Raw genomic sequence first — 22,773 nt, forward strand, 5'->3', positions numbered from 1 at the left:
TTGTTGTGCTTTACTACAACTCCATGAATCATAGAGTGATGATCGCCTTGATAGTCCCCTGCTACAACGAAGAAGAACGCATCAACCTGGACGCCTTTGTTCAGGGTGACTCTATGGGCATTGAGTTCTATTTCGTCGACGATGGTTCGAAAGATCGCACTGCAGCTATTATCGAAGAAGCCTCCAAGAAGTATCCGTTCATTCATCTGATTAAACTTGCCCAAAATTGCGGCAAGGCCGAGGCCGTTCGCCAAGGGATGATCGAAGTTCAGAAAAAAGTGAGCTTTGATGATGACTCTTGGATCGGATTTTGGGACGCGGATCTGGCGACTCCACTTTCGGAAGTTCCTAAGATGATCCAGTACGCCAATCACTATCGCCACGTGGACTCGGTCTGGTGCAGTCGCGTTTATCGCTTGGGTGCTGACGTGCGCAGATCCCCGCTGCGCCATTATCTGGGCCGCGGATTCGCGACCTTGGTGGGCGAGCTTTTACACGTTAAAAGTTACGACACTCAATGTGGTGCAAAACTTTTTAAGCCTTCGACAATTCAAACAGCGTTTAGCGAAAAGTTTATCGGCAAGTGGGTCTTTGATGTTGAGATTTTACTGCGCTTGAAAAACTTTACGGTGATTGAGTACCCCGTCACCGAGTGGCGAGATGTGCCCGGTTCAAAAGTCAAAATCAGCCGCGAGATCTTTCGCGTACTCTGGGAAATTTTGAAGATTCGTAAGAAGTATATTAAGAACTAGCCAGATCCACTCCCGCTACGCATTGGATATTTCCGCCGTTCGTATTCAATAACCCTCATCTAAAGCACACAGAACAAACAGCAACGACCAAAGATTGCATCGTTAGTTTCTCAATATAATCCTGCATTTACGCAGTATTTACATTGAATATACGGTGTGCTATTATGGTTTTTGAATGGGACGATACTAAAAACATCTCAAACAAGAAAAAGCATGGGATTTCATTTGAAAATGCCTTGTTGATTTTTAAGAGCGAGTTTTCAATCGTCTACGACGAATTACACTCTAGCCCATCGGAAGAGCGCTTTTGGGCGATTGGAAGAATCCATGCTGGCTTGATTATTGTGGTATTTACAGAAGTAATTGACGATGTAATTCGCATCATCTCCGCCCGAAAGGCGACACCAAGTGAGATTGAAAAATATGGGTAAAACGAAATCAATAAAAGACGCAATGAAATCTGCCAAGGTAAGCAAACAACCGCAAAAAACCGCAGCTCTGAATGAAGTGGATGTTAAGGTCAGTATTTCAATTCGCTTGGATTTGGATGTTTTGAATTGGTTGAAAGAAGAAGGGGAAAATCAAGGTATCCCTTATCAGACTTTGGCGAATTCAATTTTAAAGAAAGCTTCCAAAGATACTTCACTGGAAGAACGATTGGCAAAGATCGAGAAAGCACTTTCTCTTAAACACGGATAACCACATCCGAATCGGATGCAGCAGTGCGTTTTAGCCGAAATACTGCTTATACCACTCCGCCGTTTTTTGCAGGGCTTGCTCGGCTGACACTTGGGATTGCCATTGCAGTTCGGCTTGGGCCTTTTCGCAATTAAGCAGCCCGTGTTTTGAACCCTTGGTTGTTAGCTCGAATTTCTGAAACGGGTTTCCTAAATACTTTGCTTTAAAAATCTGTGCCGCCTGACCAACCGGTAGCTGATGATCTGCACCCACGCCGAAGTTCCACTCTCCGGAGGCTTGGGGGCCTTTTTCAAGTAAAGCCTGCGCCAATGTCAGCAGAGCGCTGACGCCGTCATCAACGTGCATCCAAGGACGAATGGAATCGGGGTTTTTCAGTGGCAGATCAAGCCCGCCTTGAGCGGCTTGGGCCAGCTGCCAAATCAAACTTTCATTGGCAAAATCTCCGCCACCAATGACGGCTCCCATGCGAGCGGAAGCCAATGCAATTTTATGCTTGTTGTATTTTTCAGGCGCAAAGACACTTTGCAGATAGGATTCTAAAACCAAATCCGTACAGGCCTTCGCTGTTGCCGCGGGTGAGCTTCCTGCCAGTGGATCGGATTCTTTAAGATCCGCACCTGCTTGCGGGCGATAGACTTTATCGGAAGACATCATCACCACAGCACGAACGGTCGCAGTTTCACGCAAAGCTTCTAGGAAGTTAATTGAACCCATCACTTGCGACGAATAAGTGTCGCTGACACGATCCCAGGAATCGCGCAAGCCACCGCCGCCAGCTAAGTGAAAAACCACATCAGCTTGAGAGTATTCCAGCGCCGCCTTTAGCGCAGCAGCGTCGCGCACGTCCCCAAAGGTGGAGTTCATGCCCTGCCCGATATTTGCGACTTCAAAAAAATTTGGATTGGTGGCTGGGGGAAGAGAATATCCAAAAACGAGGGCTCCGGCATTTTTTAAAGCCAAAGCCAGATGACTGCCGCGAAAGCCCGTGTGACCGGTTATGAAAACCCGGCGATCGCGCCAGAAATCAAGATTCATCCGCGAAGACCTTGCTCGACACCTTCAGCTCTGTGAGTGGGATGCACCCACAAAGTTTCATTGCCATCGTAGTTCCAGTAAAAGCCTACTGGGTCGGTATCGTGAATCACCACGCGCAACTTCCCATGGCCTTCGGTGGCTTTCATCTTAAGTAGTGTCTGTGACAAAGACTGCTTATTCAAATTGCCGCCGGACGAAGGAACGCAGTGTTCTTCGTACATGCGCGCCAACAACGAAAGCTCGACTAGGTTGAAAACAGATTCGCGAATAAAATATTTATCAGAGTGAAATGATGACATTTAGATATTCTAAGAAACCCTGAAACCAGGTTCAAGGACTTATTAGCCTGGACCAGCCACAGTTTGCAGATGAATCAGCTTATTGCGCGGTCGTGCCCCGACAAACTCCCCCAAAAACTCCTGAAAGACATTTCCAAAGTTCACATCCGCCAGATAGTACAGGTTTTTGGAGCGCACAAGATAAGGAGTCAGTTCCCGCTCACGAATACGGGTTTCAGCCATGATTTGAATTTGCAACTCATTGGTGGGAATCGTTTCGGGATGCATGGAAAGGCCAGCCTCGGAGCATCGATTGCTAAGTCCTTTATAGAAGTAACGACAACGATCAAAACTGACCTTCGAAAACGATCCCATGTAGCGAAGACCCAATTTACGAGTTAATTGATCCCCCAAGGTCCAGATATTGTATCCCATCCACACCACACGGCGCTTGGACTTTAAATAGTCCTCGATAAGTCTTTTAGGAACTTGATTGTCGAATTCGGAATTTACAATGAAACTTGCCTGACAGCGTTCCAGCTCCCCACTGGAATAGGTGCTCATCTCAATCATGACCTTTTGAAAGTCAGGGAACTGCTCAAATATTTTCGCAACACCCGCTATACTTCTGGAGCTGTCATAGACCACGGCAATGCATTTCTCCTCGGGCTTTTGCGAAATCTTTACCGCGACCAATATCGCAGTCGCAGACAGCAGAAAAAAGCCAAAGAAGAAAAGTGTCCTCATTTTATGTGCACCTCAACTGAATCCGGCGTTTCGACTCCAAAATGAGCAGGCATCTGATGATCCGTTTTAATCCATGCCGGTCGCTTACCGGTGCGCTGACTTTCACGATACTGACGGTGCGCTTTTAAACTGGCCAAAACATTCACTGCATTTGCCACAAGCCAACGCACCGGCACCATGGTCGCCTGGCTAAAGTCATTCACCCGATGCACAGCCAACATTCTTTGGATAATCCTTAAAATCATGGCCGCCGCGTTGAATGCCAACAAAAAGGCGAAGGCCTCTGTGCGCAGAATGGCCGGAATTTCAAATCCAGAAATCGCAATTCCAATCATACCAAGAAGAACGACCAAAGATAGTACAGTCAGAATACTGCACGCCGGCCCCTTGCGATCACGAAGCAGGAAGTAGCGATCCACCCAGCCCCCGTGCCATTGAATATTCGCCAACCCCTGATAGGCAATCCCCAAAGTCCAGCGGGATTTCTGTCTGACACTGGCAGAGAATCGATTTGGGAAGTATTCACGAGTCGCGATAAACTCCCGCTCCCCGTTTTCATGAACAATCTCGACACAGGCAAAATGAGATCTAAAACCCAAGGGTTTGGCGATAATCCCCAGGTGATAGTCTTCGGTCAGGGTGTCCTCTTTCATGAGTTGACCCTCTTGCTGAGTCATCATGGTCTTAACGAACTCCCTGGAGATACAAGTTCCTACCCCTGCCGACGGGATTGCAGCCCCCATCGCCTGGCGCACCAGAAGATCTTTGGTATGCGACTCGCTGAATTCATCGATGTACACTCCCCCAACCAGCGAGGTCTTGGGAACATCGAATGAAAATACAGGAATTTGAATAAAGTCAGCCTGATTGCTGTAATAGTTTAACAGAGTAAAGGCATGAGGATGCACGACGTCCTCTGAATCCTGCAACAGCAACAAATCCATGCTTTTGCCCGTGGACTGTTCGGATTCAATAATTTTTTTGGCAATTTCGTTCAACATCTGTCCCTTGCTGGTGGGACCTGGTTGCGAGTTGACGACGACGACGACTTTCTCGGGATACATTTTCTCGAGGCGCGCGGCCTCTTGCCAGGTTTCCGTGTCGTTGGGATAAACACCCAGGAAGAATGTGTAGTTTTCATAGTCAATGCCGCGCACGTTTCCGCGAATCATCGGGCCGATCACATCGGACTCTTTCCAGTTTGCGATCATGATGGCGATGTGTTTTTGCGGAATTCCTTTCATACGACGCAGAGATTTCAGCGGCAAACGCAAGGGTCTTAAGCGCTTCACCAACGCCACTGAATCAATGAACAGATCATCCAAAATAAACAGGGTGGTTGCAACCACGACCATGACTGTGAGGCCTGAAAATATATCATCAAATCCAAACCACATTAGAACTGCCCTCCCACTGCGAGCAATCCTTCAAGTTCACCGTTGGTCGTGTGTTTTTGAAATGGATGATATAGCAAAGCACTGACACTCCAGGATTTTTCAGCCAAGGTCACACGCCCACCAGCACGCCACTCGGTGATCGTGGGACCGAGGTCAACGCTGTTACTGACTCTTTGATAAATCTCTCCGTAAGCGTCCATGGAAACGGTGCCACCCGCAAACCAACGATAGCCCTGCTTAAGCCACACGAGGGACACGGGTGTGAGATCGATGCGCGGCACGTAGGCGGATTCAAGGTAGCCTTCTGAAAAGTTTTGCGTAAGGCCCCACATCTGCAAATGACCTGCGCTGAAAATCATACGCGGATCCCAAGTGCTGACGGGATCCTGACCATCCATCGACATAAGCGTGCGGTAGCCCACCTGCCCTTGCAGCTTCACTCCCGGATAGAACTGAAATTGCAGGCCCACGTTCGGGTTCACCGTATTGTCATAATACTTTGAGAGAGCGCCTGGTGACTGATACTGGATGTTTGCACCCATGTAGGCTGATAAACCAACAACACCAATTTCGGTGATTGGCTGATAGTAGCGAAGGCGAGAATCGGTCACGAAGTCGTATTCGAAGTAGTAGCTGCTTTCAGAATAGAAATCGAAGAAGCCTTTTTTTAGGAACGCATCAGCTTCCTCGGAGATTGTCGTCGTGGATCGATTAAGAACGTCGGGCGCGGAGGCATCCACGTTTCCGCCTTGAGATTGCGCGAACGCCGATGCACCGCCGAGAAGTGAGGATATCAAAGTACCCAGAAGAAGAGCTGATTTCATTCTTAATTGCTTCATAAAACTCCTGTCCATCCCGACAAAAAATGACGTTAATGGATGGAAAAACCAAAGAGGAGTTACAGGAATGAAAGTTCCGAATCCTTGTCGGAAAACAGATTTCCTTGATGATGGCTGGGTGCATCGAAACGGTGCGTATATCAATTCACAAAAGTCAGGAGTAGTCTTTGGGAATGAGTGAAAGAATAGATATCGAATCAAACGTCATGGATGATCGCCGCACGACTGGCTATCTGGAAATTAATAAATTTAATCCGGCTGAGAAAACCAGAACGGCATTGAAGAAGCTTGCCCTATGGTGGGGACTGTCTTTGCTGTCGGTGCTGATTCCGGTATTTCACTTTGTACTGGTGCCGCTGTTTTTCTTTTTGGGGTTTTTCTTTGCTCGCAAAGGCTACAAATCAGAAGGCCAGGTTTTAAGCGGCCAAACCACATGCCCTCACTGTGGCACTGAAATCAAAGTCGCCAAAGCTGATTTGAATTGGCCCATGACGGAAATCTGCCAAAGTTGCGCCCGTGTGGTGCGAATGGAAAAGAAAGACGTTGTTTAGGTTGGCGATTCTTTGTTCTGAATGTTCGCCTCTTGCTGGTACTTGAACTTGTTGTGGGCTGCACACAGGGCTTGCAGATTAGTGAGAGCATGCCCGCCCCCAGCCCATTGTGCCTGCCGGTGATCGACTTCAAGCCCGTAGGTGCTGCCGCACTTTTTTCCGGTTTGTTTGTCTATGTATTGGCAACTTTGATCGCGGGCGAGAATCAGGGAACGCAGTCTGGGAGTTATCGTTTTTGAGGTTCCGATGCTGGAAGCGGAAACTGTTGCTGAAGTGTCAGAGGATTCCACCGGATTGTGACTGTGATCACGTTCATTAGATCTAACCACAGCCAACTTCATTTTTCCGACAATATAGCTACGTGATAAGATTTCAAAAAATGAAGACAAGGAATGATCCTTGTTATTGTCTTGAAGCAGATGGGCGGCTTTGTCTTTCGCCTGCATAACGGTTTCGTGCTGGTTGCGAGAGAATGTCAATGAAACATGAACAGACTCGTCTCTTTGCATGCGGACTTGCTCTGGTTTTTTGAGTTTGATTTGCAAACCCTCTGCAATCTCCCTCTGAGTTTCCAGCGTACTTTTTCCACTAATTTTTTCGATGATCTCAGATTTTTGCTGCGTGGATATTTCTATACCCTCTTTGCCTTTTTCTTTAACGGCACGAGCCAGCTCGGAAAGCTGAGACAGATTGACGGAACCTTCGTGAATTTTTCGGGCTACAGATGGAATTTCCCCAAGGACTCGGGCCGCTTCCAAACGTCGCATTGCCGCTGATCCAGAATACCGGAGTTCTTTGGTTAAGTATTCGTACATTGTCGGATAGCCACGCTGAAGAAAAATGCGTCGGATTTCAACTTCTTTGATATGCGCCAAAACCAAATGCAACAGCTCTCGCTCTTTTTGGGAAAGGTATTTTAGCCGGGATTCGACCTCGACGTCGCTTAGAGTATGGATATTCACGATTCCTCCGATCATTAGGTTCGGAGTTGCTACAGACATGCCAAGACAAATTGGATTCTCAAAGAGTGGTGACGTCGGACATCTTACTTTTCAAAAAACTAGGGGCTCTACTTATTTACGGCACGGCCATCCGGGCCTCACTGCGCTTTTCTACCGCATCGTGCGGGCGCAGAGGCCGTACATAAGTAGAGCCCCTAGCTTTTTCAAAAGAAGAGAATTGGCGTTACCACTCTGCGGAACCCAGCTTTTTTTTACATTACATAACTCAATGCAGAACCGATGTCGGTTCCGCATTGCGCCAGAGAGAGAGTTTGTGTGTGAAAGATAGAAAGAAAGAATAAAGAAGAGAGAAGTTTACATATGAAAGAGAGACCCAAAAAAAAAAGCAATCTCCAAACGCAAAATCAAAGACAACCAAACGAAGCCACAAAAACCAGGAGCGGTCAAAAAGGTCTGAGTGCAAGGCGGAGGGTAATCCCCGCAGCGCAGGCGTGCTCAATGCACGTCGGAGCGAGGAGATAACCCGACAACGCAGCAATCAGGCCTTTTTCACCGCTCCGAGTAGGGTTAGCCGAAGCGGCCTGTGATATAATTTTCCGTTTTCTGATCTTTGGGATTTGTGAAGACCTGATCACTCCCCCCAAACTCAATCAAATCACCCAAATACATAAAGGCCGTATAATCAGAAACACGGGCCGCCTGATGCAGACTGTGAGTAACGATTGCGATGGTCACGTCTTTACGAAGTTCCTGAATCAGTTCTTCGATATGACGAGTGGAGATCGGATCCAAAGCAGATGTAGGTTCGTCCAATAGCAAAATCTCAGGTTCAGTAGCCAATGCACGCGCAATGCACAGACGCTGCTGCTGACCACCGGACAAAGCCGTGGCCGAGGAGTTCAAGCGGTCTTTCACCTCAGTCCACAATCCGGCTTGCTGCAGGGATTTTTCCACGCGCTCTTCCATGAAAGCTTTCTTTTTCACACCACGGACTTTTAAGCCGTACGCGACGTTTTCGTAAATGCTTTTTGGAAATGGATTTGGCTTTTGGAAAACCATCCCGATACGCATGCGCACTTCCATCGGATCGATTTCTTTACCCAGAATATTGATGCCGTCTGGATGCAAAGTGATTTCACCCTGATAATGGGCATTGGCATAAAGATCGTGCATGCGATTGAAACAACGAAGAAGAGTGGTTTTACCGCAACCAGAGGGTCCGATCAAAGCCGTCACACGATTTTCGTAAATTGGCAGAGTAATGCCGTTCAAAACTTTCTTTTCACCATAGGAGAACATCAAGTTTTTAACGTCTGCTCTTAATACTAGTTCGTTGTTCATAAAGTATCCTATCTTACTAAATAATTTTTCAAAATTCGGTTTGGACTTCACCAAACCAACCAGTCACCTATGACTTACTCACTCGGAATCCGGAGAAAGTAAGTCCGTACCTCAACAACCTTTTACCACTTCATCTTTTTGCGGAAGCGGCTGCGGAGCCAGATGGCGCCGCCGTTCATTACTAAGGTCATTACTAACAATACAATCCCCGTCGCGGCTGCATTTACGTGGAATTCAGCTTGTGGGCGGGACAACCAGTTGAACATCTGAATTGGCATCACCGTGAATGGGTCCATCAGCCATTTGAAATTCAAATAAGGCAGATGAGTGTCAATCGGTGACGTCGGCAAGAATGCAATGAACGTCAAAGCACCAATCGTAATCAATGGAGCCGTCTCTCCGATCGCGCGCGATAAAGAGATGATTACACCCGTTAGAATACCGCCGGAAGAGTATGGCAAAATATGATAGCGGATCGTTTGCCATTTGCTGGCACCCATCGCGTAACTGGCTTCACGGATGATATTGGGAATAGAGCGAATGGCTTCACGTGTGGTTACGATGATGATGGGCAAAACCAATAATCCCAATGTCAGACCAGCAGTCAGGATACTTTGGCCCAGTTTCAGTTTATAAACGAACAAGCCAAGCGCCATCAATCCATAGGTGATCGACGGAATGCCGGCAAGATTTACGATATTGAGCTCAATCAAACTGGAAACCCAGTTTTTCTTGGCATACTCTTCCAAGTAGACACCCGCCGCCACTCCCAGTGGAATTGCACAGAAGGCCGTGGTCAGCATGATACAAAATGACCCCACCCAAGCGGATAGAATCCCCGCCTTTTGCGGGAAGCGAGATGGGAAGTTCGTGAAGAAATCAAAATTAATTCGTGGCACGCCGGTTATGGCCAGATCCACGATCAAAGCCAGCAACGTCACCAGGGCAAACATCAATGCCATTAAGCCCGCAAGAGCAAAACAGAAGTCCCACATCTGGCGGCGTTTGATATTGGAAAGAAGGTCCTGTCTTGATTCCATCTATTCCTTCTCCTGAAACTTTTTACGTAGCCACAGGCCGAAAATATTAAAACACAAAGTCAAACACAGTAGGCTTAAACCTGCGACATAGATTGACTGATAGCCGATGGAGCCGTGAGGAAGGTCGCCCAAGCTCACTTGCACGATAAAGGCTGTGATGGTTGCCGAAGGCTCCAAGGGATTCAATGTCAGATTCGGCTGCATACCTGCGGCGATGGCCACGACCATGGTTTCACCGAGCGCACGGGAAATACCCAGAATATAGGCTGAAGTGATCCCGGAAAAAGCGGCAGGAATCACCACGCGGAAAGCTGTTTGAATGCGCGAGGCCCCCACTGCAAAGGAAGCTTCACGCAAGTGACTTGGCACCGAGCGCATGGCATCTTCGCTAAGGGAACTGATGTAAGGAATGATCATCACACCCATTACCAAGCCCGCTGACAAAACGTTAAAGCCACCCATGGATGGAAAAACTTTTTGCAACAGAGGTGTCACAAACAACAATGCAAAGTAACCGTAAACGACTGTCGGAACGGCCGCCAGCATTTCAAGGACGGGTTTTAAAATCTCTCGCACATTGGGGCGCACGTACTCGCTGAGGAAAGCTGCTGCCACCGTGCCCAGTGGAATCGCCACAAGCAAGGCAATGATCGTTGTTAGAAAGGTTCCGCACAACAAAGGCAAAATACCGTAGTGAGCATTCTCGAACAAAGGAGTCCACTCAGGGTCTGTGATAAACTGCCAAAAACTGACGTGTTCAAAGAACGGAATACTTTCCGTTACCAGAATTCCGACAATCCCCAGGGTCACAAACACCGAACTTGCTGCCGCTAAGAAAAGAATGCTTTCGATCAAAGCTTCCTTCAAACGTCGCATGCGGCGAACAGGGTGGTTCGCCGAGGTGAATTCAGATAATTTCTTTAGTTGTTTTTTACTCACGATGGCTGCTTCTTACTTTGCACTTTCGCGCTTCATCAGGTCTTCGACCTTTACGCCGATCTCGGTGTGACCACCGAAAACGGTGCCCACCTTTCTGGCTTTCACGTGATCTTGTCCGATTTTGTAGGCTGCAGCAGGTAGCGCCACATACTTCACTTCAGGAACGATGGTTGGACAGTTTTGCAAAAAGAAATTTGTGAATTCCAGAATTTCAGCCTTCGCCAACGACTTTTCATTTACATAAATGAACACTGGGCGGGACAACGGGAAATACTCCCCGCTTTCAACTGTCTTACGAGCTGGAATTATTGGTTCATTTTTTTTAGGCGATTTAGGGCCACCCACCACCGGCACAATGCGCAGCTTAGCGATGTTTTCTTCGGCATAAGCCAAAGGAATGTAACCAAGGGCATTCAGGTCATTTGCGACACCGGTCACTAGGGTGTTGTCATCCTCGCTTGCCGTGTAGTCACCACGTGACGATTTGGATTTCCCCATAATCGCTTCGGTGAAATAATCAAAAGTTCCGGAGTCAGAGCCTGCACCGAACAATTTCATTTTTTCTTTCGGCCAAGCGGGATTCACATCAGACCACAACAAAATCTTTCCTTGAGCCGTGGGTTCCCACATTTTTTTAAGTTCATCTGTGGTGATGGATTTTAGCCAGGTGTTTTTGGGGCTCACGATAATTGCCGTCGCATCGAAAGCGATCGGCAGCTCAAGGAAACGAACTCCCTTTTCCTCGCATTTTTTTATTTCAGCTGCTTGAATGGGTCTGGAGGCGTTTTGTACGTCGGTTTCACCACGACAGAATTTTTTAAAGCCACCACCGGTACCGGAGATTCCCACGGTCACGCGAACTTTTCCGCGCTTCATAGTTTGATACTCCTCAGCCATGGCTTCCGTGATGGGGAAGACCGTGCTTGAGCCGTCGATACGGATCACGGGCACCTGAGCGTAAGCCGGTGATACAAAGTTGAACGACAAAGTCAAAGTTGCTAAAAAAGTAAGCAGTTGTAACATGTTAGAAATCTATCACGGGGTATTTTTAGAGTATTGTTAAGGTTTGATTAGGATTTAGCCATTTTGCGTTATACGCCATTTCGAGTATGATTTTAATCACTATGGCAGATGAAGATTTGAACTCCGAAAAGAAAACATTGATAGAGCAGGTTTTTGAAGTCTTGCCCAGCGCCGTTTACATATTTGATATTCACGCTGGCACAATGGCATGGTTTAATGAAAATGTGGCGAGTCGCTTTGGCTGGAAACAAGAGCAACTCATTGCCATGGGACACAATTATTGGCCAACTGTCATGCATCCAGACGACCTCCCTGCTTTACAAAGATCCCGCGATTACATTTTGAACCAAATGGTCGACGGCGAGATCATGCATTTTCAATATCGCTTCAAAGATGTCTGGGGACAGTATCACTGGATTGACGACCGAGTCATCATTTTCAAACGTGATGAAAAAGGAGTTCCGCTCAGTGTGGTCGGAATCGCTGCCGTCATCGACGACCAAAAATTCCACGAAGAACAGCTGGCCGAGACACTGAACACTTTAAATCTTTCTTTATCCGCCGCCAAGATGGCGACGTTTTCTTTGGATGTTGTGAATGCCATTCCAAAGTGGGATCGCCGTATGTTTGAACTGCATGGCGAGGAACCCAACGACGATCCAATGGAAACTTATCGCCGCCGCATCCTACCCGAGGACCGCGAGCCGACAACGACGCATTTCTATGACTCCTACAACCGAAACGATCCGGGAATTTCAATCCACTACCGAGTTCGGCATGACGATGATTCCATTCATCACATCACGATGTATGGTCGAAAAAATGAATCCCGCCCCGGAGCGCCTTTTTTTGGTGTGGCTTGGGATTCCACACGGGAAATCCAATCAGAAAAGAAGATTGAAGAATCCAACGCAAAAATGGTTGCCACCGCAAAAATGGCGGCCTTGGGGGAAATGTCCGGAGGGATCGCTCATGAAATCAACAATCCTCTGACCGTCATTCAGGCGCGCTCCTTTCAGTTACAGCAAATGGTGGAAAACGGAAGTCTGGATCCGGAGAAAATTAAGCAGGCCGCAGAAAGCATCAGTAAAACTGCGGATAAAATTGCCCGAATCATCAAATCTTTGCGCTCATTTTCCCGTGAAGGCGACAAAGATCCCTTTGAATTGGTCAGCGTAAAAAGTCTGATTGATGAGACTTTGGAGTTCTGCCGCACCCGATTTTACAATCACGAAGTCGAACTTAAGGTTGGAAATATCGACGAGGATTTTGAAATCGAATGCCGCTTGATTCAAATCGAGCAGGTCCTGCTGAATCTGCTAAACAACTCTTTTGATGCCGCCCAGGCTTCAGAGAAAAAATGGATCTGCGTTGAAGCGGCCGAGCATTTTGACTTTATTGATATTAAGATCATCGACTCGGGCCCGCGAATTCCTGATGATGTGGCAGAAAAAATCATGCAACCTTTTTTCACCACCAAGGAAATTGGCAAAGGAACAGGCCTTGGACTGAGCATTTCAACAGGTATTATCAAGGCGCACAAAGGGGACTTGTTCCTGGATCGCACCGCCGAACACACCACCTTCGTGATGCGCCTGCCTCGTTTGCAATAGAGCTTTTAAGGTGAAAACTCAAAACCCTGCTCGGAACTCCAATTGATTCGATACACAATGCAATTTGGAATCGGCAGGGGCTCCGTCAGATCCGGGCGCAAGGAATGCAGGAATCTTTTCAGCATTAAACCGTGTGTGCAAAGACCCGCCGCCTGAAAGCTGTGCGTTTTGCATATTTCCATCAAACCCACCTTGAACCGCTCAATCGCATCATGGGCACTCTCACCGTTTTGATAAGTGAAGGAAAAATTCTTAATTTCGTGGGAAGTCCAACGTAGCCAGCTGTCCTCACCATGTGTTTCCTTGATTTCATCCTGGGTCATGCCCTCGATGTCACCCAGAAACACTTCACGGAACTTTTCAGAGACATAGGTGGGCGCACTTATTTTTTCATTGGCGATCCGGGCGGTTTGTTGTGCGCGCATCAGATCACTGGTGAACATCATTTCCACGGGATGGCTTGCGAAAAACTCCTGCAGACTGAGAGCCTGTTTGCGTCCTTCATCGTTAAGCGGGATATCGGAATGACCCTGCATACGACGAAGCAAATTCCAATCTGTTTGCCCGTGTCTGAATAGATAAATTGTTTTTCTCATAGGCCCCGATTGAAACACTTGCAACGGGAAATTAAAAGAGGAAAGATACTTACATGCACAAGATTATCAGAACTTTCCGCAGGTCTTTTGAGTCTTTGTTTAGTTTTCGTCTGCTCTTGCTGACGTTCGTCCCGCCTATTCTGGCGGTCCTTGCCGTGTTTATGGTTTTTTTCTTTTACTGGGGCAGTTGGACTGTGGGGCTTGAAGGATTTCTGCAAGGTCTTTGGCCTTTCCAGTGGCTGCATGATTTCACGGGCTGGGGAGGTTATGTCGACGCAGTGGCCGCCATTGTTCTGGTGCTGTTGTTTATCCCTGCCTGCTTTTTACTGGCGCTGATTTTTGTTTCCATTTTTGTTTTGCCGGTGGCTTTAAAGTGGATCGCTGAAAAGGATTATCCGCACTTGGAGAAAAAGCACGGTGGATCCCTGATGGGCAGCTTGTGGAATACCGCCTATACTTCCGCTTTATTTATATTCTGGTTTTGTGTCACCCTGCCCCTGTGGCTCTTACCTGCGGGAGCGATTCTGGTCCCGTTAAGTCTGACTTCGTGGCTTAATAAAAAGGTTTTCCTGTACGATGTTTTGCAGGACTATGCGAGCCAAGAAGAGCGCCAGGCCATCGAGTCCGCAGAGGCAAAACCCCTCTTCGGCATGGGATTGATCATTGGAATATTTTCTTATATCCCCTTTGCCCTGTTCTTTTTGCCGGTGTTTGCAGCCATCTGTTACACCCATTACGGTTTAAACGCCCTTTCAGTCCTCAGATCCAAGAAATCCTAGTGTATTCCAATTTCCCGGGGTGGCTTTTTAGCTGAAGTTCGGCTATCTTGCCCCCGTGAGCAAATGCAGTCAGGAACGTAAAAATATCGATATCGACACTCTGGAAGAAAGAGTGCGCAAAGCCGGGATGAAACTCACCCAGCAGCGCAGTCAGATGCTAAAAATCCTTTTGCATCATCCGGAGCCTATTTCTGCTGACGAGATTTTTAAAAAAATCGGTGGCAAAGAAGCCGGCGCTGATCTGGTGACCATCTATCGTATTCTTAAAAAATTTGAAGAGTCCTTGCTGGTGAATCGCCTGGAGTTCGGTGATGGCGTTGCGCGCTTTGAACTGACTTTGGAGTCCGGCCACCATCACCATCACGTCATCTGCCGCAATTGCCAGCGCGTGGAAGCCCTGCACATCTGCGACCTGGATCAACACATCCAGATGGTTGAAAAGATGGGCTACAAGTCTGTATCCCACCGTCTGGATTTCTTTGGCCTTTGTTCCAAGTGCCAGTAGTGCTAACGCATTGCTTACGTAACTAGGACCTGGCACCTTTTAGAGGCTGTAGCGAGTTAGATCCAGGTATCCGGCATCAATCGGGTCATATGCCAAATAAGCCTTTTGCAACTCATCGTAAGCCTTCCAAAAATTAGGATTCTGACGACGAACGCCCCACTTACTCACAAGACCCTCATAGTCTTTATCACTTTTGATTTGGCTTACTTGCCGCGTGAACTCCGGCAATTGTTTTTCACTGAGTTCAAAAATCATATTGGGATACGAGGCCCAGAACCCCTCTCGCAAAGTCAGTGTGTCCTCTTTCGGCGCCATACGCAGACTCTCGGCCGTAATCCAGGAAACGTTTTCGTGTTCCTTATTATGAATCAAAGTGAAGACCCGGGAAGCACCCGCTTTCGGGTGAACCATGACATAGGCCACATCGGGGAAATAGCGCGCAAAAGGAGATTTCCCCTGTGCTTTGATGGATGAAATTTTGCGGAATTGCTCATCCATGCCTTTTGCTTGCACCTTGAGGTTGGCACTCTGAGGTGGCACCACGACCCGCCAGTTGATCGGATCCACGGCACCGCGAACTGTATCGTTCATGCGGTAAAAAAGAATTTTTTCCACCATCTGACGTTTGGTTTCAGTCTCTTCGGTGAAACGCACTCCAGTGGGCTCAGCCGAACCCACCGGGGGAAAAATATAGCCCATCTTGGCACTCGTTAAAACACCTTCATACCACTTACGACGATAAGAAAGGCGCTGCTCGGGCGGCAGAAATCTTAGGAACAGCTCCTCGGCTTCCATGCGAATCATATCCATGTAAACGCGGGTTAAAAGCTGATGTCCCACATTCCCGAAGACGTCAAAATTCACAACCAGGTTGTAAACAAGTCTTTCCAACAACGGATAATCCAAAACGAAAACAGTTTTGGACAAGTCCCCGACCGCGCCTTTCATCACCACAGCATTTTGATCATGCCTGAAGACCGTCAACGCCGCATTTGGATTGGTATTGTCGCCATCCCAGATATCATTCAAGGTGTAGCCATTAGGTCGAACTTTACTTAGTTCCTCGCTGCGCAGTTTGCGATAGGACTCCCGAAAATCCGTAATATCCTTAAGGTCTCCGGGCGCTGATGAAAACTTAACGTCTGAACCAAACTGCCCTGGCATTTTTAACAACGGGCTTGCGCGCTTTTCGTACTCCGGCGAGAGCACCATTTTGTCCGCTTCGGGATTTAAGAAGAAAACATAGAACTGCTCTTGAATGGAGTTGACCGCCATGGAGCCGTTGCACACGGGTCCTTTGATAAAGGTCGACACATGATATTGAGCATCATCAAGCAGGAACTGATAGCGTTTTTTTACTGGGATACTTTGAAAAGCCAGGTAAGGGTTTTCCGCGACCCCAGCTTCATAGGAGGGAAGCTTTTCGATATCCCACTCTGATTCATTAAAGAGGTGCTTGAAGCGCGCTAGCTTTTGCGTTGAAAACTCGTAGGGCAAATGAGTTTTTGCGACAATAGTTCCCGGAAAGCGGATAAGGCAATATTGAAATCTTTTAACTCCGGGATCATCATTCGGCCTACGCGAGGCGATCTCATCCGGCTTTTCGCAGGCCGTTTTTGATCGGATCAGTCTGTAAAACTCGCGGGGCTCTTCCTTGAAATAGATATGCGCCAAAAACAAATGCTCGTAAAGATACCGACTGATCAGCTTTTGCTTTAAATCGGAATGATTCAGATACTTTTCCCAGTCGGCAATTTGCCGATGCAGCTTTTCAGAGGGTGTGCTTGCTTTTTTCAGGGCTTCTTTACCGGGACCGGGAGCACCTTTGGCGATCCACGATTTAATTGATTCAAGCTCCGCGTCGTTCAAAGCCGGCAGACCATAGGGCATTCCCAACTGCGGCTGAGTCTTTTTCAAGTTTTCAAGCTCGGTCATGTTTGCAGCACAGATGTGGCTTTCGTGAACCTGCGCTTTAACAGATGCTGAATTGACTGCGCGCATATTAAGCATCTGGAAAAAGAGGCTTTCCTGAGGGTCCACTGAGGTATGAACCGTAAAAAACTTACGGGTCCGCCAGGCTTCCGTGGTCTTTTCATCAATCCAGATGCGCGATGGGACGACACTGTCCATCCGAGTGCCATCATAGACATTCAGTTTGTTCGCACCGCGGGCAAAACCTTCAAAGTTCTGCAGATTCAGCTGACAAGGGGCATTGAAACAGCTGTGGCAAGACAGGCAGCGATTATCGAAGATAGGCTGAATTTTATGAGAGTAGAGGTCCTCGGGATGGATGAAATCTGCATTTGCCTCCTTCGCGCTGACTGAGAGCGAAAAAAAGGACAAAATAAAACAGAATACAAATGTCTTAATGAATTGCATCGCGTGAATCTCCCCTGTATTCTCTGCCATAGTAAACACAGTTAAGAGGAATAGCATGGAAAAAATCCCATTTGAAGTTGTACAAGATTCTATCGACGTGATCTGCGGTATGGAGACAGAAGCTGATCTTGAAAAAGCGTCTGAGCACCTGTTTGATGTGCAGCCGGATTTGGGCGGCTTTTTCATGGAGTTCATCGAAGACATGAGCGAAGGCGCTCAAGACCTGGGCTTCATGATGGCCTTGATTCTGAATCGCGCCTATGAAGAAAAATACGGAAAAATGCGCGCGATCACTGAAGATGAAGTTGTGGCTCGCTTTGAAAAAGCGGAACCAGAAATGGAATCCTTCCTGCAAATGAACGACGAAATGATCGTACAAATTCAGGAGCGCGCAAAAACTGAAGGTCAACCTGAGCTTATCAACTACATCATTGAAGAGCTTTTCATGTCCCCAGACCTTGAGCCTTCCTTGGAAGCTGATGAGCAAGTTCACTTGTTCATGGTCTGCAAATTCTTTGCTGATTGCTTGAATGATGTGGCTAAAGAAACTGCAGCGGATATCGTTCGCCACTAGTTCTGTCCTCAGTCTTGCAAAATGATAAAATTCTCTGAAAAAGGCTCTCTTGCGAGAGTCTTTTTTTTTATTTTAGACCTCTGACTACTTGCTAGGTCACAGTTTTCATGAGACGCCTATAGGATGACTCAAATCACAAAAAGAAATCATCTTATAGTGAACGTAAATGGTGAGAATATTCAGGTCTCTGCCGACGAGGCTTTTCAGCCCTTGGCACAGTTCTTACGCAACACCCTCCATAAGCCAGGCACCAAGGTTGTTTGCGCAGAAGGCGACTGCGGAGCCTGCTCCGTTGTGACCTCCACTCTGCGCGCTGATGGATGGACTCCTCTACGCACAATCAATTCCTGCATTGCTCCCGTTTATCTTTTTGATCTGTCCTGTATCGTCACCGTCGAAGGTATGAAGGACGCCGAAGAACTGAGCGAAGTTCAAAACAAGATGCGCGACTTTCATGGGGGCCAGTGCGGATTCTGCACACCGGGTATGGTGTGCTCCATGGCGCAACTCGCAGAGGACTGCAAAACCTCGGGCAGTGCCATCACCGAGAAAAAAGCGCGAAACTACCTGACGGGAAATCTTTGCCGCTGCACGGGATACGAACCGATTCTAAAGGCGGCAACGCATTTGGATTTAAACAAGTGGCAACTCCTTTCTGAACGCTACCTGACCACGGATCTTACTTCTAAATTCAAATCCCACCTTTCTGAGGGAATTGAAATCCAGAGTGAAAATAAAAAGCTCTCCATGCCCACCGTTTTGACGGAAGCCCTGCGCATTAAATCCGAGAATCCGGCGGTGCGCCTGGTGGCAGGAGCGACAGACCTGGGTGTTTTGATCAACAAGGCAAAAACATCTCTTCAGGAAATCATGGTCTTAAATAAAATTCCGGGCACACAAATCGTCAGCGGTTCTGCTTCTGGAATTTTGATTGGTGCCATGGCGACTTTGACGGACGTGGAAAATTTCGTAAAGTCAGATCATCCGGAACTAAAGCGCCTGCTGCATATTTTTGCTTCGCCACAAATTAAAAATCAGGGAACCTTGCTGGGAAATATTCTAAATGGCTCCCCGATAGGCGACAGCATTCCTCCATTGATGACTCTGGATGCAGAAATTCAGTTTCAATCCGTACGTGGCGCCCGCTCTGTAAAACTGAGTGAGTATTACAAAGGGTACAAAGTGTTCGACAAGGCCGAAGACGAAATCGCCACCGGACTTTTTGTTCCAGCACTGGTTGGAAACTATGTGCATCGTTATTTCAAAGTTTCGCTTCGCAAGGATTTGGACATTTCCGCTGTCACTTTTGCGGCAGTTTTAAAACTGGATGGCGGCACAATCACGGAAGCCCGCATCAGCATGGGCGGCGTGGGCCCAACGGTCGTGCGCATGCCACAGGTTGAAAGCCTGCTGGCAGGACATTCTTTTAGCGAAAAGACTTTTACTGCAGCTGGAGCTTTGGCATCCAGTCTGATTAAACCCTTGTCGGATCTGCGCGCGAGTTCTGAATATCGCCATCTGGTCACCGAGAATTTATTTAAAAAATGCTTCCATGAATTGAATGCAGAAATGAATTCCAAAATGGAGGCTGTATGTCCATAGGGAAAAACATCCCCCACGATTCTTCCACGGGTCATGTCAGTGGCACCAGTGTCTTTATCGACGACCGCCCTTACATGCAAGGTGAAGTCCTGGTCTTGCCCGTGGGTGTCCCGGCGGCGGCGGGTATTTTAAAATCCATCAACTATGAAAAAGCCCTTAAGGCGCCTGGCGTTTTAGCGGCCTTTACCGCAAAAGATCTGCACCACAATGTTTGGGGCACCATCGTTGTTGAACAGCCTATTTTGGTTGAAAGCAAAATCGGTTACTACGAAGAACCGGCGATGATTTTGGTCGGCACTGATTACGATTTACTTTTGCAGGCCAGAAATCTGATAACCTTTGAAATTGAAAAAGCTGAAGCCGTATTAAGCATTGATGCGGCGATTGAGAAAAACCAGTTCATGTACCATGGCGGCCCGATGAAGTGTGGTGATGTGGATCAGGCCATGGCCAGCGCCCCTCACCGCTTAAGTGGCGCCTTTGAATGCGGCGGCCAGGAGCATTTCTATCTGGAATCCCAGGCCTGCGTGGCTTACCCGTTGGAAGATGGACAGATTGAAGTTCACTCAAGCTCCCAACATCCCACCGAGACCCAACATCTTGTTGCAGAAGCCTTGGGCCTTTCGCTACATCAAGTAGTGTGCGTGGTAAAACGCATGGGTGGCGGCTTTGGCGGCAAAGAGAGCCAAGCTGCACCATTTGCTGCACTAGCTGCTTTGGTTGCGCAAAAACTAAATCGTCCCGCAAGATTGATACTTTCCAAAGATGACGACATGGCGATGACCGGCAAACGTCATCCGTTTAAAAACTTCTGGGACGTGGCCTTTGATGACAATGGCATGATCCTGGGACTTAAATGCCACCTCTATGCGGATGGCGGAGCTTACGCCGATCTTTCCAGTTCTATTTTGGATCGCGCACTTTTTCACATTGATGGCGCCTACTACCTACCGAACGCCTTCATTGAAGGACACGTGGTGCGCACGAACATGTATTCAAATACCGCCTTCCGTGGCTTTGGGGGACCGCAAGGGACCATGACTATTGAAAGCATCATTGAAGAAATGGCCGCTTACCTGAAAATCGATTCATTGTTGATTCGTGAGCGCAATTGCTATCAAGAGGACTCACGCAACACCACTCACTACGGTCAACGACTGGAAAACGCTCCTTTGCCTGAGCTGTTTGCACGCCTGCGCAAAGACAGTGATTACCAAAAGCGCCGCAGTGAAATCGAGGAGTTCAATAAAAACTCCCACGGTAAGGTGCGCGGACTTTCGGTCACGGCCACTAAATTTGGTATCGCCTTTACGGCGCGATTTTTAAATCAAGGCAACGCCTCCGTGAACGTGCACAAGGATGGAACTGTCCAGGTTTCCACAGGTGCGACGGAAATGGGCCAAGGTGTAAACACCAAGATTCAACAAATCGTCGCTCACTGTTTTGGTATTCCTGCCGAACAGGTTCGCGTGATGGCGACCTCGACAGAGAAAAACCACAACACGTCACCGACAGCGGCTTCCAGTGGTGCAGATATTAACGGCGCGGCTGCACATAAAGCAGCCATGGGAATTCGCAAGCGCCTGGCTTGGGTATTTCAGCAAACGCTGGCAAAAGCGCCCATGGATGACATCAACGAATGCCCGGCATTTGATGAGACTAATTTAAAATTTGAAGAGTTTGATTTTAGTAATTCCAAAATCACCCACCTTCCGACCAAGACTGAAATGACTTGGGTGGATTTGATTTTGAAAGCCTATTTTAATCGCTTAAGTCTTGGCGAATACGCGCACTTTAAAACTGAGGGACTGGGCTACAGCAAAACCACAGGCAAGGGCACGCCGTTTAAGTACTTCACCAACGGTGTGGCAGCGACAGAAGTTGAAATTGACACTTATACGGGTGAATACAAAATTCTTCGTACCGACATCCTGATGGACCTGGGAAGACCTTTGAATCCAGGGATCGACCGCGGTCAAGTGACCGGCGCTTATGTTCAGGGTATGGGCTGGGTGACTTCTGAAAAGCTTTACCACAATAAAGACGGAAAACTTCTAAGCCACTCGCCGACCACCTACAAAATTCCCAACGTTCAGGACACGCCTCGTGTTTTCAATGTGGACTTCATTGAAAACAACGGTAACACCGCTAACATTCACGGCTCCAAGGCCGTGGGCGAGCCGCCGTTCTTGTTGGGGATCAGTGCGTGGACCGCTATCAAGGATGCACTTCGCTACAAAGCTCAGGGTAAAATTCCGCAGATCGTTTCACCTGCCACTCCCGAGGTGGTTCTCATGGAGCTGAGCCGTTATGACCGGACCTAATTTTGAAAACTTCCTGAGTGCTTTTAAGCGCCTTCAGGATTCCGGCAAAAACTTTGTTGCCGTAACCCTGGTGAAACAAATCGGATCGTCTCCGCAGGACGTGGGCGCAAAAGCCCTGGTCAGTGCTGACGGTCTGGAGTTTGGCACAGTTGGCGGTGGCAAAGTGGAAAATGCCGCCATCAAAGAAGCCCAGCGCATGATTCAAGAAGACCACAAGAATCACTTTGTGGATTGGAACCTGCAAAAAGATATCGGCATGACCTGTGGTGGCGTGGTGAGTTTCTTTTTTGAACTGCACAAGGCGCAAAACCCCTTTCACATCGCCGTATTTGGCGCAGGCCACATCGCTCAGGAATTTGTCCGACTGCTGCTGTTTTTGGATTGCCAGGTCACGTGTTTTGATCAACGCGATGAATGGCTGAGCCGTTTACCCAAGTCACCCAAATTAAAAACTATTCTAACAGAAAGACTTTCTGACGAAGTCGCAAAACTTCCAGACGGCACCTATGTCACACTGATGACCATGGGTCACGGGACGGATTTACCGGTCTTGATTGAAACGATGAAGACCCGTTCCCGCTTTAACTATGTCGGCAACATCGGCAGCGAGCAGAAACGCAAACGTCTGGACAGTGATTTGAAAGCGGCTGGAATCGCTGAGAGCTTGATCAAGGATTTTCACTGTCCGATGGGAGACCACTTTGGCGGCAACAATCCCGCCGAGATCTCCTTTAGTATCGTCGCACAATTACTTAAAACCCGCGACACCCTTATGATTTCAAAAAACCAGGAGTAATA

The 22,773-nt window shown here is 47.9% G+C and carries 23 protein-coding genes; 11 read left to right on the top strand and 12 right to left on the bottom strand.

Translation table 11 applies throughout. The features are described from left to right. Positions 1-23: 23 nt before the first annotated feature. The 3 genes from AAAA73_RS15455 to AAAA73_RS15465 all read left to right on the top strand — a co-directional run bounded on the left by AAAA73_RS15455 (position 24) and on the right by AAAA73_RS15465 (position 1,451). Complete coding sequence (locus tag AAAA73_RS15455; RefSeq protein WP_340599391.1) at positions 24-752, top strand: glycosyltransferase; 729 nt, start codon at positions 24-26, stop codon at positions 750-752. Positions 753-916: 164 nt separating this feature from the next. Continuing rightward, positions 917-1,183, top strand: a complete 267-nt coding sequence (locus AAAA73_RS15460) for a BrnT family toxin (RefSeq protein WP_340599392.1) — start codon at positions 917-919, stop codon at positions 1,181-1,183. Positions 1,184-1,205: 22 nt separating this feature from the next. Continuing rightward, the gene (locus tag AAAA73_RS15465; RefSeq protein ID WP_340599393.1) at positions 1,206-1,451 is read left to right on the top strand and encodes a BrnA antitoxin family protein; all 246 of its coding nucleotides are present in this window, start codon (positions 1,206-1,208) and stop codon (positions 1,449-1,451) included. Positions 1,452-1,481: 30 nt separating this feature from the next. On the opposite strand, the gene rfbG is transcribed toward AAAA73_RS15465, so the two are convergent. The 5 genes from rfbG to AAAA73_RS15490 are packed head-to-tail and all read right to left on the bottom strand — an operon-like array spanning position 1,482 to position 5,732. Continuing rightward, positions 1,482-2,486, bottom strand: coding sequence for a CDP-glucose 4,6-dehydratase (rfbG, locus tag AAAA73_RS15470; RefSeq protein ID WP_340599394.1), 1,005 nt, complete (start codon positions 2,484-2,486; stop codon positions 1,482-1,484). Then, positions 2,483-2,785: a hypothetical protein gene (locus AAAA73_RS15475; protein WP_340599395.1), complete on the bottom strand. Its 303-nt coding sequence runs from the start codon at positions 2,783-2,785 to the stop codon at positions 2,483-2,485. Before AAAA73_RS15475 ends, rfbG begins: the two co-directional genes overlap by 4 nt. 42 nt (positions 2,786-2,827) lie before the next feature. Beyond that, on the bottom strand, positions 2,828-3,511 hold the full coding sequence (locus tag AAAA73_RS15480; protein ID WP_340599396.1) for a hypothetical protein: 684 nt from the start codon (positions 3,509-3,511) through the stop codon (positions 2,828-2,830). Next, complete coding sequence (locus tag AAAA73_RS15485) at positions 3,508-4,908, bottom strand: glycosyltransferase (protein ID WP_340599397.1); 1,401 nt, start codon at positions 4,906-4,908, stop codon at positions 3,508-3,510. Before AAAA73_RS15485 ends, AAAA73_RS15480 begins: the two co-directional genes overlap by 4 nt. Further along, a complete protein-coding gene (locus AAAA73_RS15490) occupies positions 4,908-5,732 on the bottom strand; it encodes a hypothetical protein (RefSeq protein ID WP_340599398.1) in 825 nt (274 codons plus the stop codon). The genes AAAA73_RS15485 and AAAA73_RS15490 overlap by 1 nt, the downstream gene beginning before the upstream one ends. Positions 5,733-5,920: 188 nt before the next feature. Between AAAA73_RS15490 and AAAA73_RS15495 the strand changes: the two genes are divergently transcribed. Further along, a complete protein-coding gene (locus AAAA73_RS15495) occupies positions 5,921-6,298 on the top strand; it encodes a hypothetical protein (protein ID WP_340599399.1) in 378 nt (125 codons plus the stop codon). Here the strand turns inward: AAAA73_RS15495 and AAAA73_RS15500 are convergent. The 5 genes from AAAA73_RS15500 to AAAA73_RS15520 all read right to left on the bottom strand — a co-directional run bounded on the left by AAAA73_RS15500 (position 6,295) and on the right by AAAA73_RS15520 (position 11,603). Continuing rightward, entirely contained in the window at positions 6,295-7,260 is a 966-nt protein-coding gene (locus tag AAAA73_RS15500) for an HNH endonuclease (RefSeq protein WP_340599400.1), read from the bottom strand. The genes AAAA73_RS15495 and AAAA73_RS15500 overlap by 4 nt on opposite strands. Positions 7,261-7,827: 567 nt before the next feature. Then, positions 7,828-8,601 carry a phosphate ABC transporter ATP-binding protein PstB gene (pstB, locus tag AAAA73_RS15505; RefSeq protein WP_340599401.1) on the bottom strand — a complete coding sequence of 258 codons (774 nt, stop codon included), beginning with the start codon at positions 8,599-8,601 and terminating at the stop codon, positions 7,828-7,830. Positions 8,602-8,723: 122 nt separating this feature from the next. After that, on the bottom strand, positions 8,724-9,641 hold the full coding sequence (gene pstA / locus AAAA73_RS15510) for a phosphate ABC transporter permease PstA (RefSeq protein ID WP_340599402.1): 918 nt from the start codon (positions 9,639-9,641) through the stop codon (positions 8,724-8,726). Further along, the gene (gene pstC / locus AAAA73_RS15515; protein ID WP_445292047.1) at positions 9,642-10,517 is read right to left on the bottom strand and encodes a phosphate ABC transporter permease subunit PstC; all 876 of its coding nucleotides are present in this window, start codon (positions 10,515-10,517) and stop codon (positions 9,642-9,644) included. Between the two features lie 75 nt (positions 10,518-10,592). Beyond that, positions 10,593-11,603, bottom strand: coding sequence for a PstS family phosphate ABC transporter substrate-binding protein (locus AAAA73_RS15520; protein ID WP_340599404.1), 1,011 nt, complete (start codon positions 11,601-11,603; stop codon positions 10,593-10,595). Positions 11,604-11,689: 86 nt separating this feature from the next. On the opposite strand from AAAA73_RS15520, the gene AAAA73_RS15525 reads away from it, so the two are divergent. Further along, positions 11,690-13,216 (top strand): PAS domain-containing sensor histidine kinase, encoded by a 1,527-nt coding sequence (locus AAAA73_RS15525; RefSeq protein ID WP_340599405.1) that lies wholly within the window; start codon positions 11,690-11,692, stop codon positions 13,214-13,216. Positions 13,217-13,221: 5 nt separating this feature from the next. Here the strand turns inward: AAAA73_RS15525 and AAAA73_RS15530 are convergent, their stop codons facing one another. Beyond that, positions 13,222-13,812, bottom strand: coding sequence for a histidine phosphatase family protein (locus AAAA73_RS15530; RefSeq protein WP_340599406.1), 591 nt, complete (start codon positions 13,810-13,812; stop codon positions 13,222-13,224). Positions 13,813-13,865: 53 nt separating this feature from the next. On the opposite strand from AAAA73_RS15530, the gene AAAA73_RS15535 reads away from it, so the two are divergent. Together AAAA73_RS15535 and AAAA73_RS15540 are read left to right on the top strand one after the other, a co-directional pair. Continuing rightward, the gene (locus tag AAAA73_RS15535; protein ID WP_340599407.1) at positions 13,866-14,591 is read left to right on the top strand and encodes an EI24 domain-containing protein; all 726 of its coding nucleotides are present in this window, start codon (positions 13,866-13,868) and stop codon (positions 14,589-14,591) included. Positions 14,592-14,646: 55 nt separating this feature from the next. After that, entirely contained in the window at positions 14,647-15,096 is a 450-nt protein-coding gene (locus tag AAAA73_RS15540; RefSeq protein WP_340599408.1) for a Fur family transcriptional regulator, read from the top strand. 39 nt (positions 15,097-15,135) lie between these two features. Here AAAA73_RS15540 and AAAA73_RS15545 read toward each other — a convergent pair whose 3' ends face one another. Then, positions 15,136-17,505: a fatty acid cis/trans isomerase gene (locus tag AAAA73_RS15545; RefSeq protein ID WP_340599409.1), complete on the bottom strand. Its 2,370-nt coding sequence runs from the start codon at positions 17,503-17,505 to the stop codon at positions 15,136-15,138. A gap of 25 nt (positions 17,506-17,530) precedes the next feature. Here AAAA73_RS15545 and AAAA73_RS15550 point away from each other — a divergent pair, with 25 nt between their 5' ends. The 4 genes from AAAA73_RS15550 (at position 17,531) to xdhC (ending at position 22,771) form a co-directional block, all read left to right on the top strand. Next, on the top strand, positions 17,531-18,049 hold the full coding sequence (locus tag AAAA73_RS15550; protein WP_340599410.1) for a hypothetical protein: 519 nt from the start codon (positions 17,531-17,533) through the stop codon (positions 18,047-18,049). A 156-nt stretch (positions 18,050-18,205) separates the two neighbouring features. Then, positions 18,206-19,651 (top strand): xanthine dehydrogenase small subunit, encoded by a 1,446-nt coding sequence (locus AAAA73_RS15555; protein WP_340599411.1) that lies wholly within the window; start codon positions 18,206-18,208, stop codon positions 19,649-19,651. Next, complete coding sequence (locus tag AAAA73_RS15560) at positions 19,642-21,975, top strand: xanthine dehydrogenase molybdopterin binding subunit (protein ID WP_340599412.1); 2,334 nt, start codon at positions 19,642-19,644, stop codon at positions 21,973-21,975. Before AAAA73_RS15555 ends, AAAA73_RS15560 begins: the two co-directional genes overlap by 10 nt. Next, positions 21,962-22,771 (top strand): xanthine dehydrogenase accessory protein XdhC, encoded by an 810-nt coding sequence (gene xdhC / locus AAAA73_RS15565; RefSeq protein ID WP_340599413.1) that lies wholly within the window; start codon positions 21,962-21,964, stop codon positions 22,769-22,771. The genes AAAA73_RS15560 and xdhC overlap by 14 nt, the downstream gene beginning before the upstream one ends. Positions 22,772-22,773 lie beyond the last annotated feature (2 nt).

Origin of the sequence: Bdellovibrio sp. GT3 (genome assembly GCF_037996765.1) — a bacterium.
GTDB lineage: Bacteria > Bdellovibrionota > Bdellovibrionia > Bdellovibrionales > Bdellovibrionaceae > Bdellovibrio.